Source organism: Nocardiopsis alba DSM 43377 (assembly GCF_000341225.1).
Classification (GTDB): domain Bacteria; phylum Actinomycetota; class Actinomycetes; order Streptosporangiales; family Streptosporangiaceae; genus Nocardiopsis; species Nocardiopsis alba.
In genome coordinates this window covers 218,107-235,353 of the sequence record NZ_ANAC01000013.1, presented here as the reverse complement: position 1 = coordinate 235,353, position 17,247 = coordinate 218,107, and the positions used below count along the sequence as shown (strand labels likewise).

The 17,247-nt window shown below is 69.6% G+C and carries 15 protein-coding genes; 2 read left to right on the top strand and 13 right to left on the bottom strand.

The window, feature by feature from the left end:
- Position 1: 1 nt before the first annotated feature.
- Together D451_RS0115740 and D451_RS0115735 are read right to left on the bottom strand one after the other, a co-directional pair.
- Positions 2-1,366, bottom strand: a complete 1,365-nt coding sequence (locus tag D451_RS0115740) for a replication-associated recombination protein A (protein ID WP_017535145.1) — start codon at positions 1,364-1,366, stop codon at positions 2-4.
- Between the two features lie 46 nt (positions 1,367-1,412).
- Positions 1,413-3,443: a SpoIIE family protein phosphatase gene (locus D451_RS0115735; protein ID WP_017535144.1), complete on the bottom strand. Its 2,031-nt coding sequence runs from the start codon at positions 3,441-3,443 to the stop codon at positions 1,413-1,415.
- A 574-nt stretch (positions 3,444-4,017) separates the two neighbouring features.
- On the opposite strand from D451_RS0115735, the gene D451_RS28290 reads away from it, so the two are divergent.
- Positions 4,018-4,158, top strand: coding sequence for a hypothetical protein (locus D451_RS28290; protein ID WP_014911413.1), 141 nt, complete (start codon positions 4,018-4,020; stop codon positions 4,156-4,158).
- Positions 4,159-4,231: 73 nt separating this feature from the next.
- Here D451_RS28290 and aspS read toward each other — a convergent pair whose 3' ends face one another.
- Together aspS and D451_RS0115720 are read right to left on the bottom strand one after the other, a co-directional pair.
- Positions 4,232-6,001: an aspartate--tRNA ligase gene (gene aspS / locus D451_RS0115725; protein ID WP_081536436.1), complete on the bottom strand. Its 1,770-nt coding sequence runs from the start codon at positions 5,999-6,001 to the stop codon at positions 4,232-4,234.
- Between the two features lie 188 nt (positions 6,002-6,189).
- Positions 6,190-6,873, bottom strand: a complete 684-nt coding sequence (locus tag D451_RS0115720; protein ID WP_017535141.1) for an MBL fold metallo-hydrolase — start codon at positions 6,871-6,873, stop codon at positions 6,190-6,192.
- A gap of 454 nt (positions 6,874-7,327) precedes the next feature.
- Between D451_RS0115720 and D451_RS0115715 the strand changes: the two genes are divergently transcribed.
- Positions 7,328-8,560 carry a DUF349 domain-containing protein gene (locus D451_RS0115715; RefSeq protein WP_017535140.1) on the top strand — a complete coding sequence of 411 codons (1,233 nt, stop codon included), beginning with the start codon at positions 7,328-7,330 and terminating at the stop codon, positions 8,558-8,560.
- 85 nt (positions 8,561-8,645) lie between these two features.
- On the opposite strand, the gene D451_RS0115710 is transcribed toward D451_RS0115715, so the two are convergent.
- From D451_RS0115710 to D451_RS0115670, 9 genes are all read right to left on the bottom strand, one after another.
- On the bottom strand, positions 8,646-9,311 hold the full coding sequence (locus D451_RS0115710; RefSeq protein ID WP_017535139.1) for a DUF11 domain-containing protein: 666 nt from the start codon (positions 9,309-9,311) through the stop codon (positions 8,646-8,648).
- 157 nt (positions 9,312-9,468) lie between these two features.
- Positions 9,469-10,662: a methionine adenosyltransferase gene (gene metK / locus D451_RS0115705; protein ID WP_014912028.1), complete on the bottom strand. Its 1,194-nt coding sequence runs from the start codon at positions 10,660-10,662 to the stop codon at positions 9,469-9,471.
- A 278-nt stretch (positions 10,663-10,940) separates the two neighbouring features.
- Positions 10,941-12,143, bottom strand: coding sequence for a bifunctional phosphopantothenoylcysteine decarboxylase/phosphopantothenate--cysteine ligase CoaBC (gene coaBC, locus D451_RS0115700; protein WP_026125105.1), 1,203 nt, complete (start codon positions 12,141-12,143; stop codon positions 10,941-10,943).
- 118 nt (positions 12,144-12,261) lie between these two features.
- Entirely contained in the window at positions 12,262-12,528 is a 267-nt protein-coding gene (gene rpoZ, locus D451_RS0115695; protein WP_017535137.1) for a DNA-directed RNA polymerase subunit omega, read from the bottom strand.
- A 116-nt stretch (positions 12,529-12,644) separates the two neighbouring features.
- Positions 12,645-13,235 carry a guanylate kinase gene (gmk, locus tag D451_RS0115690; protein WP_017535136.1) on the bottom strand — a complete coding sequence of 197 codons (591 nt, stop codon included), beginning with the start codon at positions 13,233-13,235 and terminating at the stop codon, positions 12,645-12,647.
- A 326-nt stretch (positions 13,236-13,561) separates the two neighbouring features.
- Positions 13,562-13,885, bottom strand: a complete 324-nt coding sequence (gene mihF, locus D451_RS0115685; protein ID WP_014909177.1) for an integration host factor, actinobacterial type — start codon at positions 13,883-13,885, stop codon at positions 13,562-13,564.
- Positions 13,886-14,257: 372 nt separating this feature from the next.
- Positions 14,258-14,965 carry an orotidine-5'-phosphate decarboxylase gene (gene pyrF, locus D451_RS0115680; RefSeq protein ID WP_026125104.1) on the bottom strand — a complete coding sequence of 236 codons (708 nt, stop codon included), beginning with the start codon at positions 14,963-14,965 and terminating at the stop codon, positions 14,258-14,260.
- A gap of 297 nt (positions 14,966-15,262) precedes the next feature.
- Positions 15,263-16,198: a dihydroorotate dehydrogenase gene (locus D451_RS0115675; RefSeq protein ID WP_014908621.1), complete on the bottom strand. Its 936-nt coding sequence runs from the start codon at positions 16,196-16,198 to the stop codon at positions 15,263-15,265.
- Positions 16,199-16,273: 75 nt separating this feature from the next.
- Positions 16,274-17,173, bottom strand: a complete 900-nt coding sequence (locus D451_RS0115670; protein WP_017535134.1) for a dihydroorotate dehydrogenase electron transfer subunit — start codon at positions 17,171-17,173, stop codon at positions 16,274-16,276.
- Positions 17,174-17,247: the final 74 nt, after the last annotated feature.

Below are 17,247 nucleotides of genomic sequence, written 5' to 3'. Positions count from 1 at the left end.
ATCAGCGGTCGCCGCCCCGGAGCACCTCCTTGATCCTCTGTAGGACCTCGCCCAACCGGCGTTCCGTGCCGTGCCGCGTGGGCCGGTAGTACTCGCGTTCGGTGAGCCCGTCCGGAGCGTGCCGTTGCGGCGCCACCCCGCCGGGGAAGTCGTGCGCGTAGCGATAGCCCTGTCCGTGTCCGAGGTCCGCCGCGCCCTTGTAGTGGGCGTCGCGCAGGTGGGCGGGGACGGGGCCGGCCCGGCCGGCGCGCACGTCCGCGATGGCCTCGTCGATGGCGGTGATGATCGCGTTGGACTTGGGGGCCAGGCTGATGTGGACGACCGCCTGGGCCAGGTTGATCCGGGCCTCGGGCATGCCGATGAGCTCGACCGCCTGGGCCGCCGCGACCGCGGTCTGTAGAGCGGTGGGATCGGCCATGCCCACGTCCTCGCTGGCGTGCACGACCAGACGCCGGGCGATGAACCTGGGGTCCTCCCCCGCCTCCACCATGCGGGCCAGGTAGTGCAGGGCCGCGTCGGGGTCGGAGCCGCGCATGCTCTTGATGAACGCGCTGATCACGTCGTAGTGCTGGTCGCCGGAGCGGTCGTAGCGGACCGCGTGGCGGTCGACGGCGCGTTCCACGTGGGCGGCGGTGATCTCCACCGGAGCCCGTTCCTCGGACGTCTCGTCGCCGGAGGAGGTGGGCGGGCCCGCCACCAGGGCGGCCGCCTCCAGGTAGGTCAGTGATCGGCGTCCGTCGCCCCCCGCCAGTCGCACGAGGTGCTCGAAACCCTCCTCGGTGAGGGTGTGGCGCCCCTCCAGCCCACGTTCGTCGATGAGCGCCCGCTCGACCAGGGCCCGGACGTCATCGTCGTCGAGCGACTCCAGGGAGAGCAGGAGCGAGCGGGACAGCAGGGGGCTGACCACCGAGAAGAAGGGGTTCTCCGTGGTGGCGCCGATGAAGCTGACCCAACGGTTCTCCACCGCGGGCAGCAGGGCGTCCTGCTGCGTCTTGTTGAAGCGATGGACCTCGTCCACGAACAGCAGGGTGCGCGTGCCGTTCATACCCATGCGGCGTTTGGCCTCGTCGACGACGGCGCGCACGTCCTTGACCCCGGCGTTGACCGCCGACAGCTCCACGAAGCGACGTCGGGTCACCCGGCTGACGACGGTGGCCAGCGTGGTCTTTCCGGTGCCGGGAGGGCCCCAGAGGAAGACGGACATGGGCGCGTCGTCCTCGACCAGGCGGCGCAGCGGGCTGCCCTCGCCCAGCAGGTGACGTTGGCCCACGACCTCGTCGAGGGTACGGGGCCGCATGCGCACGGCCAGCGGCTCCTGTCCCCTGGCCGCCTCGGCACCGGCATCGTCGAACAGTGTTTCGGACACCCACCCAGAGTAGGCGAGACCGTGGGCGGCTCCGGCCGTCCCGGGATCAGCCGGGGGAGACCGACAGGTTCTCGGGGCTCTCGGCCTGTTCGGGCGGGGGCGTGGCGCGCGGGGTCATCCGGGTGATCAACAGGGCGATGTCGTCACCGCGTCCGGCCGGTGCCATCTCCGCCAGGACCTGGGCCGCGGCCGTGGGGTCCTCACCGTGCTCGGCGAGGGCCTCTCCCACCTGGGCCAGACCGTCCTGCATGGTCACCTCCGAGCTCTCCACGAGCCCGTCGGAGCACAGCAGCAGAGTCGTCCCCGGGGCCAGCACCCGCGTGGTGACGGTGTACTCGGTGTCGGGCAGGACCCCCAGGGGCGGTCCGGTCTCGGGCGACCACAGTTCGTAGGAGCCCTGGGTGGCCAGGACCGCCGGGGGCTGCCCTGCCCAGGCCGCCTGCATGACACCGCTCCCACGGTCGACCACCAGGTAGCCGCAGGTGGCGAAAACGATCTCACCGGTCTCGGTGAGCAGCCGGTTGGTCTCGCCGAGGACGACACCGGGGTCGGACTGGTTGGTGGCGTAGGCGCGGAAGGCCACACGGATCTGCCCCATGGCGGCCGCCGCCTCGACACCGTGACCCTGGACGTCGCCGACGAGCAGCCCCACCTTGTTGTCGGGCAGTTCTATGACGTCGTAGAAGTCGCCGCAGATCCGCCACTCGGCCCGTGAGGGCAGGTACTTGGTGGCGATGTCCATGTCGGGGAAGCTGGCGACCTGGCGGGGCAGCATGCGTCGCTGGACCGCGTCGGCCAGCTCCAGTTCGGCCTGCTGGGCCTTGATCCGCTGGAGGGCCTGTCCGGCCAGCCCGGCGAAGGTGAGCATGAGGGCGCGCTCGTCGCGGCTGGCGTGGTGGGGGCGGTCCCACACCATCTGCCACACGCCGAGGGCGACCTTGCCGTCCCCGAAGATCGGCACGGTGGCCCAGGCCTGACCGCGTATGGCGCGCATCATCTCGACGGCGGCGGGAAAACGGCTGACGATCTCGGCGCGGCTCTCGAAGAACCGGGGCTGGCGGTCCTGGATGACGGCGCCCATCGGGTAGTCGGTGTCGTCGGCGCGACGACCGTCTATCCGGGTGACGTTGCCGCGTTCCAACGCGCTGGGCGAGGCGCGCAGCACCCCGTCGTCGACGTAGAGGGCGGCCGCGCTGAAGCCGCCGAAGATGGGCAGGAACTCCTCGCTGAGCAGGTCCATGACCTTGTCCACGGTGGTGGCCGAGACGAGTTTGGAGGACAGCTCGGTGACCAGACGACCGTGTTCGGCCTCGGTGCGGCGACGGTCGGCGAGCCTGCGCACCAGCTGGACGTGTTCGGTGACGTCGTCGACGATCCCGACCAATCGGGCGGGGTCGCCCGGGACGTAACGGGCGCGCACGTGCAGGGAGCGCTCGTCGCCCAGACGGTCGAAGACCCGGAAGCGCTGTTCGTAGTCGCGTCCGGCGAAGGAGGCGGACATGGCGTCGCGCACCCGGGCGGTGTCGTCGGGGTGGATGCGTTCCAGGATGCTCTCCAGGTCCCCGTCGTTCCCGGCCAGGAGGGAGCCGAGCGGGGTGGGGCCGAACAGTTCGCGGATCCGGCCGGATCCCAGGTCCAGGCTCCACAGGACGGAATCGGAGTTGTCCGTGCGCAGGTCGCCGACGACCCGCAGATCCGCCTCCTCGGTCGAGAGGGTGTGGAACAGGACGACCACCGACTCCGGTCCGGGCTCCTCCCGCAGGGGCCGGATCTGGACCTCGACCATCTGGGAGAACTTGTCGGTGACGGACAGCCGGAGACGGACACGACGGGGTTCCCCGGCGAGGGCCTTGTGCTGGGCGCGGGCCCCGCGTTCGGCCTCCTCGGCGTCCAAGAGCGCGAACCAGGCCGTTCCGATCAATTCGTCGGCGTCACGCCCGAACAGTTCGGTGAACGCGTGGTTGGCGTGCCGGATCACGCCGTCCGCCGCGGTCAGGGCCATGGGCTCCGGAGCGTGGCGGAAGGCCCCCGCGAGAACAGCCTCGGAGCCATCGCCTGAAGCGCTTTTTCCGTTCACGTATGACTCATCCTCATGTCGTCTCGGACGTCACATCCGCGCTCAGGCGCGGTCACCCCTGGAACGTTCCGATTCGGCTCATTGTAATGTCCGAAAGCAGACCCGGCCCGGGTAGGGGCCGGGGCGGACACGCCGGTGTCCCTCTCCCCTCGGTCGCGCCACCTCGCCCTACCGGTGTCGACCGTCCGACGACGCGGTGGATTTACGGTCGATTCCTTCCTCGGGCTCGCTCCCGGCCGACCTCGAGGCATGAATCGTTACGCTCGCGTGACTCGGTGGCGCACAAATGCACTCCATTCCCACCTCACCCTCGAATGGGGTGGATACCACTGATGCACCGTCTTCACTCCAGGACGCGTGCGATTCACGGTGTGGGAGGGTGGTTCGCCCTCAACCGTAGGGGATGGCGGCCCCGGCCGCATCCGAGCTCGCCGCACTTCCCCATTCCGGTCGGGTTCTTTGACCCTTTAATCACCGCTTTCACCTCGGTGACCGAATGTGGAAAGTTCAAAGGAAGGTCATTACGGGCACCGAACCTGAAGCGGAGAACTCGCCGAACCCAACGAGGACGCGCATGCACCCTGTATCCCGCCATCCCGTCCCGAGGATCCCCCTCGACGGCATCACCCGGAACTGGACCTGCCGGCTCTGTAGCCACAGCAACCCCGACGACGAGGACATCTGCTGCCAACAGTGCGGAGGGGTCAAGCGCTGAGCCCTCTCCACGACGACGGGGCGGTACACGGGTCGACCCGCGCACCGCCCCGGTGGGACCGGAGTGAGCGGTCCTACTTCTTCTTCGTCTCCGGAGGCAGGACGGTCCGGATGTGGACGTCGCGCAGCTGCTGCTCCGAGACCTGGGCGGGCGCGCCCATCATCAGGTCCTGGGCGTTCTGGTTCAGCGGGAAGGCGATCGTCTCGCGGATGTTGGGCTCGTCGGCCAGGAGCATGACGATGCGGTCGATCCCGGGCGCGATGCCGCCGTGCGGCGGGGCACCGAACTTCAGGGCCTTGAGCATGCCGCCGAACTCCTCCTCGACGGTCTCCTTGTCGTAGCCGGCGATCTCGAAGGCCTTGTACATGATCTCGGGCGAGTGGTTCCGGATCGCGCCGGAGGAGAGCTCGACGCCGTTGCAGACGATGTCGTACTGCCAGGCGAGGATGTCCAGCGGGTCCTGGTTCTCCAGCGCGTCCATCCCGCCCTGGGGCATGGAGAAGGGGTTGTGGCTGAACTCGATGTGGCCCTCGTCGGAGCGCTCGAACATCGGGAAGTCCACGATCCAGCAGAAGCGGTAGCACTTCTCCGCGAAGTGACCCGCGCGCCGACCGGCCTCGACCCGGACCGGGGCCATGATGCGGTTGATCTCCGCGTCGTCCTCGCTGGCGCAGAAGAACAGCCCGTACCCGGGGCCCGCGCCCAGGGTGGTCAACAGTTCCTCTTCGATCTCGGTGACGAACTTGGCGATCGGACCGGTGAGCTCGTTGTTCTCGCCGACCTTGAGCCAGGCCAGACCCTTGGCGCCCTGCTCGACGGCGTAGTCGCCGATGCCGTCGAAGAACTTGCGCGGCTTGTCGCCGACCTCGGGCACCGCCAGCGCGCGGACCTTCTTGCCCGCGAAGGCGCGGAAGTCGGTCTTGTCGAAGAGGGCGGTGACGTCGAGCATCTTCATCGGCACGCGCAGGTCGGGCTTGTCGGTGCCGTACCACTCCAGGGCGTCCCGGAAGGCGATCCGCGGGTACGGGGAGGTGATCTCCCAACCCTCGGAGAACTCACGGAAGACGTCGGTCATGACCTTCTCGATGACCTCGAAGACGTCCTCCTGCTCGACGAAGCTCATCTCGACGTCGAGCTGGTAGAACTCGCCCGGCGAACGGTCGGCGCGGCTGTCCTCGTCGCGGAAGCAGGGCGCGATCTGGAAGTAGCGGTCGAAGCCGGAGACCATGAGCAGCTGCTTGAACTGCTGCGGCGCCTGGGGCAGCGCGAAGAACTCGCCCGGGTGCAGACGCGAGGGCACCAGGAAGTCGCGGGCGCCCTCGGGGCTGGAGCTGGTGAGGATGGGGGTCTGGAACTCGTTGAAGCCCAGGTCCGTCATCTTCTTGCGGATGGAGGCCACCACCTGCGAGCGCAGCATGATGTTGCGGTGCATCCGCTCCCGGCGCAGGTCCAGGAAGCGGTAGGTCAGCCGGCGCTCCTCGGAGGTGTTGTCCTCGGGGAAGACCGTCAGGGGGAGTTCCTCGGTGCTTCCGAGGACCTCGACCTCTTCGGCCTCGATCTCGATCTCGCCGGTGGGCAGGTTGGGGTTGACGTTCTCCTGGCTGCGCGCGGCGACCTGGCCCGTCACCCGGACCACCGTCTCCTTGGGGAGACGGCTGAGCTGCTCGAAGACCGGGGACTCGGGGCGCGCCATGAGCTGGGTGACGCCGTAGTGGTCACGCAGATCGACGAAGAGCAGACCACCCAGATCCCGGCGGTTGTGCACCCAGCCGGAAAGGCGCACCTGCTGCCCGACGTGCTCCTTACGGAGCCGACCACACGTATGAGTCCTGTAACGATGCATGAGTTACCAAGTCCACTAACTACACAGCTGGGTGAGGATGCCTGAGAGCCCGGTTCCGGACCCGGCTGAAGGCATGGCATGCCCCCTGAACATCTGGAATCCTACCGCCAACCGCGCCGCCCGGCCCCAGGATCGGTTCCGGGCGACGAAGGGCCGACATGGCGAAGCGGTCGGGCCGCTCCGTCCCCTCAGGAACGGTCGGCGATGTCGCGCAGATAGGGGTTGGTGGCGCGCTCGCGCTCCACGGTGGTGCCGGGGCCGTGCCCGGGCAGGATCCGGGTGTCGTCAGACCGTGCCAGGACCGAGCGGGTCAGGCTGCCGTTCATCGCCTCGGCGTCCCCACCGGGGAAGTCGGTGCGGCCGATCGAACCGGCGAAGACCAGGTCCCCGGCGAACATGACGGGGATGCCGTCCTCGGGGGTCACCGTGTAGACGACCGATCCGGGGGTGTGGCCCGGCGTGTGTTCGACGACGAACTCCATCCCGGCCGAGGTCAGGGTGTCCCCGTCCTCGACCCGGCGCAGGTCGGAGGGCGACGGGTAGGGGCCGGGGCCGAGCAGCATCCGGAGCTGGGCGGCGAAGCCGGCGTCGACCCCCGCGGCGGGCTCCTCCAGCAGACCGTGGTCGGCCTCGTGCAGGTACACCGGGACCTCGTGGGCGTCGCCGATCTCCGCGGCCGACCAGACGTGGTCGAAGTGACCGTGGGTGAGCAGGATCGCGGCGGGGGTCAGCTCGTGTTCGACCAGGACCTTGTCCACCTGTCCGGTGGCCTCCTGGCCGGGGTCGACGATGACGCAGTCGCCGCCCGGGGCCGGTGCGATCACGTAACAGTTCGCTGAGAGCGGCCCGCTGGGGAGCGCGGCGATGAGCACGGCGTGGTCGTCCTGTCCTGGGTCGTTCGTGATGGTGGGCCGCCCGTACCGGACGGGCCCGGGTCTCCTGCGGGGAGAGAGCCTACCGAGACGGTGCGATGGCGGCCACTCGAAAGCACATATGAGAACGCGTTTGATCACCATTCGATCACCGCGCGCGCCCGGGCTCTTTGCCAAACCGCGTGGTAATGCCATATTGGTCACCGTCGCCGTGCTCGTCGGGCCCACGACCTGCGCCTCCTTTTTCGAAGGCGCCCGGGCCCGACCGATCGCACGGGACGAGAGGCAGACCCGAGGATCTGCGTTGACGCGGAACACGGCGCGTCGTTGTCCACCGGAACGTGGGGATATCGTGCTGGGGCACGGTGGTGTCCATCACGAACAGGCTCGGACATCGCCGCGACGACCCGAACCCGACCCCCCGCGGACGGGTTCACGACAGCAGGAGGACACGGTGACCACGGACCCTTGGGGCCGCGTAGACGACGATGGCACGGTCTATGTGCGCACAGGTGATGGCGAACGGGTCGTCGGATCGTGGCAGGCCGGTGCGCCGGAGGAGGCCCTGACCTTCTACCGGAACAAGTACGACGCCCTGGTGACCCAGGTGGAGCTGCTGGAGAAGCGACTGCGCAGCACCGATCTGTCGGCCTCCACGGCGATGAGCGCGATCGAGAAGCTGCGCGAGTCGGTCACGGACGCCAACGCCGTCGGCGACCTGGAGTCGCTGCTCGGTCGTCTGGACCGGCTGACCGAGCGCGCCCAGGAGCGCAAGGTCGAGCAGAAGCAGGCCCAGGAGCAGGCCCGCGGCCAGGCCCGCGAGGTCAAGGAGCGCATCGTCGCCGAGGCCGAGCGCGTCGCCGCCGAGACCACCCACTGGAAGTCCGGTGGCGAGCGGATGCTCCAGCTGATCGAGGAGTGGAAGAAGGCTCCTCGGGCGGACCGCCCCACCGAGCAGGCCCTGTGGAAGCGCATGTCCGCGGCCCGCAACTCCTTCTCCAAGCGGCGCAAGGCCTACTTCGCCAACCTGGACCAGCAGCGCGAGGGCGTGCGCGTCGAGAAGGAGCGCATCGTCGCCGAGGCCGAGGCGCTCTCGGGCTCCACCGACTGGGGGCCCACCGCCCGCGCCTACCGCGACCTGATGCAGCGGTGGAAGGCGAGCGGCCGCGCCGATCGGGCCAGCGAGGACAAGCTGTGGGCCCGTTTCAAGGCGGCCCAGGACACGTTCTTCGACGCGCGCAACGCGACGTTCGCCGAGCGTGACGCCGAGCTGCGGGTCAACGCCGAGGCCAAGGAGAAGATCCTGGAGCAGGCCCGGGAGGAGATCCCGGCCATCTCGGATCCGCGGCGCGCCCGCGCCCGTCTGCGCGACTTCCAGGAGGCCTGGGAGGAGGCCGGCGAGCTGCCGCGCGACACCCGGGACCGTCTGGAGGGCGCCTTCCGGCAGATCGAGGACGGGGTCCGCAAGGCCGAGGAGGCCGAGTGGGAGCGTACCAACCCCGAGGCCCGCGCCCGGGCCAAGGACACCGTCGACCAGCTCTCGACGGCGATCCAGGGGCTGGAGGCCAAGTTGGAGAAGGCCCGCGCCGCCGGTGACGACCGTCGGATCAAGGAGCACGAGGCCGCTCTGGAGGCGCGTCGTTCCTGGCTGGCCGAGGCCGAGCGGGCTCTGAACGAGATGAGCTGAGTCCGGCCCCCGCCGATCGACCTCGGACGGGCCGCGCCACGATCCCTCGTGGCGCGGCCCGTTCGCGTATCCGGCCCCGGTCCGGTCAGCGGTGGGCGTCCAGATGATGCACGGACGCCCGGCCCGGGAAGGCGTGGATGTCGGGCACCTCTCCAGGGCCGTGCTCGGCGGACGGTTCGGGCTCGGGTTCGGGTCGGGGACGGCGGACGCTCCGGAGACGGAGGAGACCACCGGCCGCGACCGCGAGGATCAGTGCCGCGCCCAGAGCCGCGGCGATCCACATCAGGGGGATCTGGCGCGGTACGTGGTGGACGGAGGAGGCGCAGGAGACCAGCGCGGCCTCGGCGGAGGGGGAGAGGCAGACGGTCGAGACCGGCCGCGCTCCTCGCTCCGGTACCGCGACGACCTCGGCCGTCATGGTGAGCGTGGCCCTCTCCCCCGCCTCCAGCGGCCGTTCCCATGTCGCGCGTCCGGTCTCGACCCCTTCGGGGGCCCCTTCGACGTAGCGCATGGAGTCGGGCAGGAAGGACGTGATCCGGGCCTCGGGGAGCGCTTCGCCGCCCGAGTTGCGCACCTTGACGGTGTACTCGACCCGGTCCCCGGGGGACAGACGGTCCTCGGCCTCGTCCGTGACGGTGATGTGGAGGTCTCCGGCCCCCGGCACCGGCCCCTCTTCCTCCGGGATCGGTTGCCCGGGCAGGGCGATCAACGCGGCCAGAGCGACCGCCGACATCGTCGCCGGCACGGCCATGATGTTCCCCTTCCTCATAGCGACATATCAAATAACTAAAAGTACATAAGTGATAACACTTTGTAGCCGGTGCTGGATAGTCGCCATGCGGGGAATGTCCGGAACACACCGAAGGGGCGAACGCCCTCACAGACGTCCGCCCCTCGACGTGTTCTTCCTAGTGGCCCACGAACGACCGCAGCGCCTCGGCGCGGTCGGCGCGCTCCCAGGTGAACTGCTCCAGCTCGCGGCCGAAGTGACCGTAGGCGGCGGTCTTGGAGTAGATGGGACGCAGCAGGTCCAGGTCCCGAACGATGGCGGCCGGGCGCAGGTCGAAGACCTCCTTGACGGCCTTCTCGATCAGCTCCGGGGCGACCCGCTCGGTGCCGAAGGTCTCGATGAACACACCCACCGGGTGGGCCTTGCCGATCGCGTAGGCCACCTGGACCTCGGCGCGCTCGGCCAGCTCGGCGGCGACGATGTTCTTCGCGACCCAACGGGTGGCGTAGGCGGCGGAACGGTCGACCTTCGACGGGTCCTTGCCGGAGAAAGCGCCACCGCCGTGACGGGCGTAGCCGCCGTAGGTGTCCACGATGATCTTGCGACCGGTCAGACCGGCGTCGCCCATCGGACCGCCGATCTCGAACCGACCGGTCGGGTTGACCAGGAGACGGTAGTCGTCGGAGTCCAGACCGTAGGCGGCCACGACCGGCTCGATCACGTGCTCGCGGATGTCCGGGGTCAGCATCTCCTCGAGGTTGATGTCGGCGGAGTGCTGGCTGGAGACCACGACGGTGTCCAGGCGGACCGGGGTCTGGCCCTCGTACTCGACCGTGACCTGGGTCTTGCCGTCCGGACGCAGGTAGGGCACCGTGCCGTCCCGGCGGACCTGGGAGAGCCGCTCGGAGAGCGCGTGGGCCAGCTTGATCGGCAACGGCATGAGCTCGGGGGTCTCACGGTTGGCGTAGCCGAACATCAGGCCCTGGTCGCCGGCGCCCTGGCGGTTGAGGACGTCGTCCTCGTGCTCGACACGCGCCTCGTAGGCGGTGTCGACGCCCTGGGCGATGTCCGGGGACTGCGCGTCGATGGAGACGTTGACCCCACAGGAGTCACCGTCGAACCCCTTGGCGGAGGAGTCGTAGCCGATCTCGAGGATCTTCTCGCGCACGATGGCGGGGATGTCGACGTAGGTCTGGGTGGTGACCTCACCCGCGATGTGGACCTGACCGGTGGTGATCAGCGTCTCGACCGCGACCCGACTGCCGGGATCGGTGGTGAGCATCGCGTCGAGGATCGCGTCACTGATCTGGTCGGCCATCTTGTCGGGATGGCCTTCGGTGACCGACTCGGAGGTGAAAAGGCGGCGGGACACGTTGCGTGACTCCTTGCAGCGGCTGCTGGCTGACATGTGTCGGCGGTTCCGGCACGTCCTCGGCTGCCTGCCGGGGGCGGTCAATACCGACCGACGCGGTTGGTTATCGTCCACTCTAATGGGACCGGTGGGGACGGGCGCCCTGTGATCGGCGTCGCCGACCACGAACGGACACCCGTTGGCAGTGTGTCGTACTCGGTGGTAGGAATCCAGCGTGGCACCGGGGGATTTTTCCCGGATTCCGGCGAAGACCCACTGCTCCGAGGGTTCTCGCGACCTCAGCGGGCCCCGCGTGGGAGGCGTTCGACCACCAGATCCCAGACCCGATCGGCCAACGCCTCCTTGGGACCTGTGGGAATGTCCACGACGGCTCCGTCCGAGGCCAGGACCGTGGCCTGGTTGTCCTCGGTGCCGAAGGCCCGGCCCCCGCCGACCTGGTTGACCACGAGCAGGTCACAGCCCTTGCGGGCCAGTTTGGCCCGACCGTTGGCGATCACGTCGTCGGTCTCGGCGGCGAACCCCACGATGGTCTGCTCCAGCCTCTCCCGTTCCCGGTCGACGACCAGCCCGGCGAGGATGTCGGGGTTCTCGACCAGTTCGATGGGGGCCGGGGCCGCACCGGACTTCTTGATCTTGGACGCGGCGCTGGTGACCGGGCGGAAGTCCGCGACGGCGGCGGTCATGACCACGGCGTCGGCGCCCGCGCGTTCGGCCGCCATCGCCTCGGACAGTTCGACCGCCGAGGAGACACGGACCACCCTCGCGCCCGCCGGATCGGGCAGGTCGACGTTGGCCGCCACCAGGGTGACGTCGGCGCCCCGGGCCGCGGCGGTACGCGCCAGGGCGTAGCCCTGCCGTCCGGAGGAGTGGTTGCCGATGAACCGTACGGGATCGATGGCCTCGCGGGTGCCTCCGGCGGAGATCACGACGCGACGGCCGGCCAGGTCGGGGGCGACCGCGCCGCGGCGCAGCACCAGACGGGCGGCCTCGAACAGTTCGGAGGGGTCGGGCAGTCGACCGCGACCGGTGTCGGCCCCGGTGAGACGGCCCACGGCCGGTTCCAGGACGACGGCCCCACGCGAGCGCAGCGTCTCCACGTTGGCCCGGGTGGCGGGGTGCTCCCACATCTCGGTGTGCATCGCCGGAGCGAACACGACCGGACAGCGGGCGGTGAGAAGGGTGTTGGTCAACAGGTCGTCGGCGATCCCGGCCGCGGCCTTGGCCATGATGTCGGCGGTGGCGGGGGCCACGAACACGAGGTCGGCGTTCTGGCCGATCCGCACGTGCGGAACCTCGTGGACCCGGTCCCACACCCCGGTCTCGACGGGGCGGCCGGACAGGGCCGCCCAGGTGGGCTCGCCGACGAAGCGCAGGGCGGCGTCGGTCGGTACGACCTGGACACCGTGACCGGACTCGGTCAGTCGGCGCAGCAGCTCGCACACCTTGTAGGCGGCGATGCCCCCGCCGACGCCGAGGACCACCTGGGGAAGGGATTCTGTGTCACTCACACCCAGTGTTCTACCAGGCCGCGCCCGCCGCACTCCCTCTGCGGGGGTGCGACGGGCGCGGTCGGTCCGCCCCCTCGGGGACGGGGAAGGCTCAGTTGCCCTCGTAGGGCTCGGCCGTGAGAAGGCCGGCCTTGACCTCGCGCAGGGCGATGGACAGGGACTTCTCCTGGACCTGGGTCTCGACCAGCGGGCCGACGTACTCCAGCAGGCCCTCGCCCAGCTGGGCGTAGTAGGCGTTGATCTGTCGGGCCCGCTTGGAGGCCATGGTGACCAGACTGTACTTGCTGTCGACGCACTCCAGCAGGTCGTCGATCGGCGGGTTGGTGATGCCTTCGGCGACGGGCTCGGTACCAGCCACTTCGTTACCCCCAGGGACGGTCTCCGGCTCGTCGTGAAGCCGTGACGTGGATCGGATGGGACGGATGTCGGGCCCGGCGGAGGGCGACCGGAGGGTCGGTTCCGGTCTGGCCGCTATCACACCTTGGGCGCGGTCATCAACGCTAGCAGCTCGTCGCACACTTCCTGTACGGACGTATTGACCAGGGTCGTGTCGAATTCCTTCTCCGCGGCCAGCTCGACCTTGGCCGCCTCCAGTCTGCGCTGGATGACCTCGTCGGACTCGGTGCCCCGGCCGGTGAGCCTGCGGACCAGCTCCTCCCAGGAGGGCGGGGCGAGGAAGACGTGCAGAGCGTCGGACATGGACTCCCGGACCTGGCGGGCGCCCTGGAGTTCGATCTCCAACAGGACGGGGACCCCGGAGTCCAGGCGTTCCTGGACGGGGCCGCGGGGAGTGCCGTAGCGGTTGCCCGCGAAGCAGGCCCACTCCAGGAGTTCACCCTGTTCGATCAGACGGTCGAACTCCTCGTCGGTGACGAAGTGGTATTGAACACCCTCCCGCTCGCCGGGGCGGGGGGCGCGGGTGGTCACCGACACCGAAAGCCACACGTCGGGGTCGACCTCGCGCAGGTGGGCGACGACCGTGCTCTTGCCGACCCCGGAGGGGCCGGACAGGACGGTCAATCGTTTGGCGACGGGACGGGACTGGTCCGCGTTCTGCGCAGGCATGTGAGTCTCAGGTTTCCATTCGGCGTCTGCGCCGCGCGGCGGGCCACCGGCCGATCGCCGGCCACCGGAACCCACCTCGTGATCCGGCGCCTCGCCGCGGGGACGGCTCACGCGCACGCCGCGGGCGTGTCGCGTACGGTCGCGGGAAGATCCCTTTATACCACCGGGCCGCGGTGCGACGGACGGGGTGTGACCTGGGGCCCACCCGTTCCGCCGACCGCGGCCGCGGGGTTACATGCCTCACCGTCGGGTCCCCCGCGGGGAGCGGGGGACCGTCACGCGTCTATGGGGGACACGCCGTCCGGTGTCTCGACCGTACTCGGTCGTTACTTGGTGAGGTCGCCGAACTCGCTCTCCAGGGCGGCACGCTGGTTGGTACCCAGGCCCCGGACACGGCGCGACTCAGCGATGTTGAGCCGCTCCATGATCTGCTTGGCGCGAACCTTGCCGACACCGGGAAGGGATTCCAGCAGAGCCGAAACCTTCATCTTGCCGATGACCTCGTCCTTGAGGCTGTCGGCGAGCACCTCGGACAGCGAGATGCCACCGTTCTTCAGCTTGTTCTTGACCTCAGCGCGCTCTTTTCTGGCCTTGGCGGCCTTTTCGAGAGCCGCGCTGCGCTGCTCGGGTGTGAGGGGAGGAAGGGCCACGCCGGGTCACCTCGGTTTTCTACTCGTTTGTAGAGGGCGGACGCCTGCGCAAGTTAGTAGGTCTGACCCCTGTTAGGCAACGTAAAGTGCCCTTTCAAGGGCTATTTCATCGAAGGAACTACTCACCGTCACCAGGCCATTGCGGTCAGAGACGAAAATCAGGACTTAGGTCCCGATTGCCGAGCTGGGAAACCGTGCCACCAGCGCAGGTCACCCAGGGGTGACCCGGGTCACTCTTCGCGACGATTTCCTGGTTTTGGACACGCCTATTTCCTTACCGTCTGTGACCCACAACCGTGCGTGATGGGACGGCTGCGAACCAATGTGACGACCTGGATTCTCGACCGGTCCCTCCCCGCCACCGCGAACCCCTCAACCCCGGGCGCCGACCCGACGCACCGCCGCGGCGATGGAGGCCGCCGCCGCCCCGGGATCGGCCGCCCGGGTGATCGGCCGGCCGATGACCAGAAGGTCCGCCCCCGCCTCGATCGCCTCCTCCGGGGTCGCCACCCGGGACTGATCGCCCCGGTCAGCCCCGACCGGACGCACGCCCGGGGTGATCAGCCTGATGTCGGGGCCCACCTCCGAACGGACGAGCCCCACCTCCTGAGGCGAGCACACCAGCGCGCGGGCGCCGGCCCCCACCGCGAGCGCGGCCAGGCGGCGCACCGCGTCCCGCGCGGGCCCCAGCAGCCCCACCTGCTCCAGGTCCGTCTCGTTCATCGAGGTCAGCACGGTCACGGCGGCGATCTCGGTGTCCGGGGCCGCCTCGACCGCGGCCCGGACCATGTCCGCTCCCCCGCTCGCGTGGACGGTCAGGATCGAAGGACGCAACCCCGCGACGCTGCGCGCCGCTCCGGCGACGGTCGCCGGGATGTCGTGCAGCTTGAGGTCGAGGAAGACACCGACCCGATTGGCCCCGCGCACGGCGCTGATCACCTCGGGGCCGTAGCGCAGGTACAGCTCCAGCCCCACCTTCACGGTGCTCACGTGCGGCGCGACCGCGGAGGCCCAGGTCGCCGCCGTCTCGATGTCGTCGGCGTCGATCGCGACGGCGATGGGCGCGGAAGGCGCGGTCATGTCGATCTCTCCAATCGTGTGCCCGGAGGATCCGGGGTCCTGCACTCGCCGCCGTTCGGCCGAACGTGCTTACGAATGCACATCCACTGTCATGTGCACACCATCAAGGTGTGCGGTTCCCAGGATCGGGCGCTTCATGCGCCCGATCCACGTCACTTCCACGTAACGGCCGCCCAGACGGCCGTAGCCGGTCTCACTCCGTGGACCCACCCCCGAAAGCCGGGAGCGTCCGTTCGGCCACACAGAGCCACCTCAGCGCCGTTCAGGCCGGTCAGGACGCCCCGAAGCGCCCGAGGTTCACATACCCGTCCTGTGGGCGATGCCCACCAGGTCCGCGACCCGGGTCACGTCCCGCGCCTCCAGCACCTCGGTGAACTCGCGCAGGATCCGCGCGCACGCCGAGGGGTCGGAGAAGTTCATCGTGCCCACCGCGACCGCGCTGGCCCCGGCCGCCATGAACTCCAGGACGTCGGTACCGGTCCGCACGCCGCCCACGCCCACGATCGGCACCTCGGGGAAGGCCTCGTGGACGCGGTAGACGCACCCCACCGCCAGCGGGCGGATCGCCGGGCCGGAGAGCCCGCCCATCCCCCCGGTCACGGCCGGGCGCAGCGTGCGGGTGTCCACGCTCATCCCCCGAAGGGTGTTGATCATGGTCAACCCGTCGGCCCTGGCCCCGATGCAGGCCTCGGCCAACTTCACCACGTCGGGGACGTCGGCGGCGAGCTTGGCCAGGACCGGAAGCCCCGAACGCGCGTGCGAGCGCACCGTCTGGACCACCGCCGCGGCCTGGGCCGGGTCGTCGGCGAAGTGCCGCCCGGAGGGGTCGGCCGGATCCGGGCAGGAGAGGTTGACCTCGATGGCGTCCACCCCGTCGGCCTCCGAGATCCGCCGGGCCAGCTCTCCGAACTCGGCGACCCCCGATCCGGCGATGGACACGATCGCCCTCCCCCCGCGGGAGAGCAGCCATGGCAGGTCCCGTTGGAGGAAGACGTCCACCCCCGGGCCCTGCATCCCGATGGTGCTGAGCATCCCGCTCGGGGTCTCGGCCATCCGCGGCGACGGTCGCCCCGCCCGCGGCTCCAACATGACCGATTTGGTGGTGACGGCACCGATCTCCGCCACATCGAAGAACTGCGCCAGCTCACGTCCCGACCCCGCGCATCCGGCGGCGGTCACCACCGGGTTGGGAAGCGTCAGGGATCCCAGTCTGGTCCTGAGGTCTGCGTTCACGTGCCTTCGCTCGCTCGTGGCCTTCTACGGCCGGTGACCGAGGTCGCCGGCCCTGTCATGGGAGAACCGTCCTCGTCAGGCGATGTCCCGGGTCGACTCCGCCGCCCGGGCCGCGCTCGACCCCTTCCAACCGGGCGCGCCCAAGGCGTCGAAGGGGATCGTGCCCACGTCGTCGAAGCGCACCTGTTCGCCCCGGAAGACCGGGCCGTCGACGCAGGAGCGCACCATCCGCGTGATGCCGTCCTCCCCCACCACCGGGATCACGCAGGTCATGCAGATCCCGATACCGCAGGCCATGGTCTCCTCCACCGCGACCTGGACGGGGACGCCGTGGTCGCCGGCCACCTGGGTGACCGAGCGCAGCATCGGCATGGGTCCGCAGGCGTACACCGCGTCGGAGCGGGCCTCCTCGATCACCCGTCCCAGGACGTCGGTGACCCGCCCCTTGGTCCCGAAGGAACCGTCGTCGGTGGTGAAGGTGGCCGTCTCGGCGATCCGGCGCGCGGTGATCGCGCTGAACACACGGTCGGAGGAGGCCGCTCCCAGGACGAAGTCCACACGGCAGCCCCGTCGACGCAGCGACTGGGCCAGGGGGAACAGCGGGGCGCTCCCCGATCCACCGCCCACCAGGACACAGTTGACCGGGTCCCTGGGCAGGGGGAAGGGACGTCCCAGCGGTCCGACCACGTCCAGCAGGTCCCGCGATCTGCGCTCGGCCAGCCATGCGGTCCCGGTACCGCGCACCGAGAACAGGAACTCGACGGTGCCGCCGTAGTCGGGCTTGACGTCGTGGACGGCGAAGGGGCGGCGCAGCAGCGTGCTGGAGTGGTCGCCGCCCACCCCCACCGATACGAACTGCCCGGACCGGAACCGTTCGGCTATCCCCGGCGCGACGACGGTGATGGCGTAGTAGGCGTCCACCCTGCGCACGTTCAGCACGGGGCACCTGATCTGCACCGGTCCGTTGTCGCTCATGTCTCGTGGCAGCCTCTCTAGACTCATCGCCTCGTGGTCCGGGTGTCGCGGGATTCTCCCACGACACCCGGACC

Excerpts from the sequence above, each read along its gene's own strand:
- pyrF (WP_026125104.1), bottom strand. The coding sequence starts at position 14,965 with ATGACCGCGCCTTCCGCGCCCATCGCCGTCGCGATCGACGCCGACGAC.
- aspS (WP_081536436.1), bottom strand. The coding sequence starts at position 6,001 with ATGCATCGTTACAGGACTCATACGTGTGGTCGGCTCCGTAAGGAGCAC.
- gmk (WP_017535136.1), bottom strand. The coding sequence starts at position 13,235 with ATGCCTGCGCAGAACGCGGACCAGTCCCGTCCCGTCGCCAAACGATTG.
- D451_RS28290 (WP_014911413.1), top strand. The coding sequence starts at position 4,018 with ATGCACCCTGTATCCCGCCATCCCGTCCCGAGGATCCCCCTCGACGGC.
- D451_RS0115710 (WP_017535139.1), bottom strand. The coding sequence starts at position 9,311 with ATGGCCGTGCCGGCGACGATGTCGGCGGTCGCTCTGGCCGCGTTGATC.
- D451_RS0115670 (WP_017535134.1), bottom strand. The coding sequence starts at position 17,173 with ATGAGCGACAACGGACCGGTGCAGATCAGGTGCCCCGTGCTGAACGTG.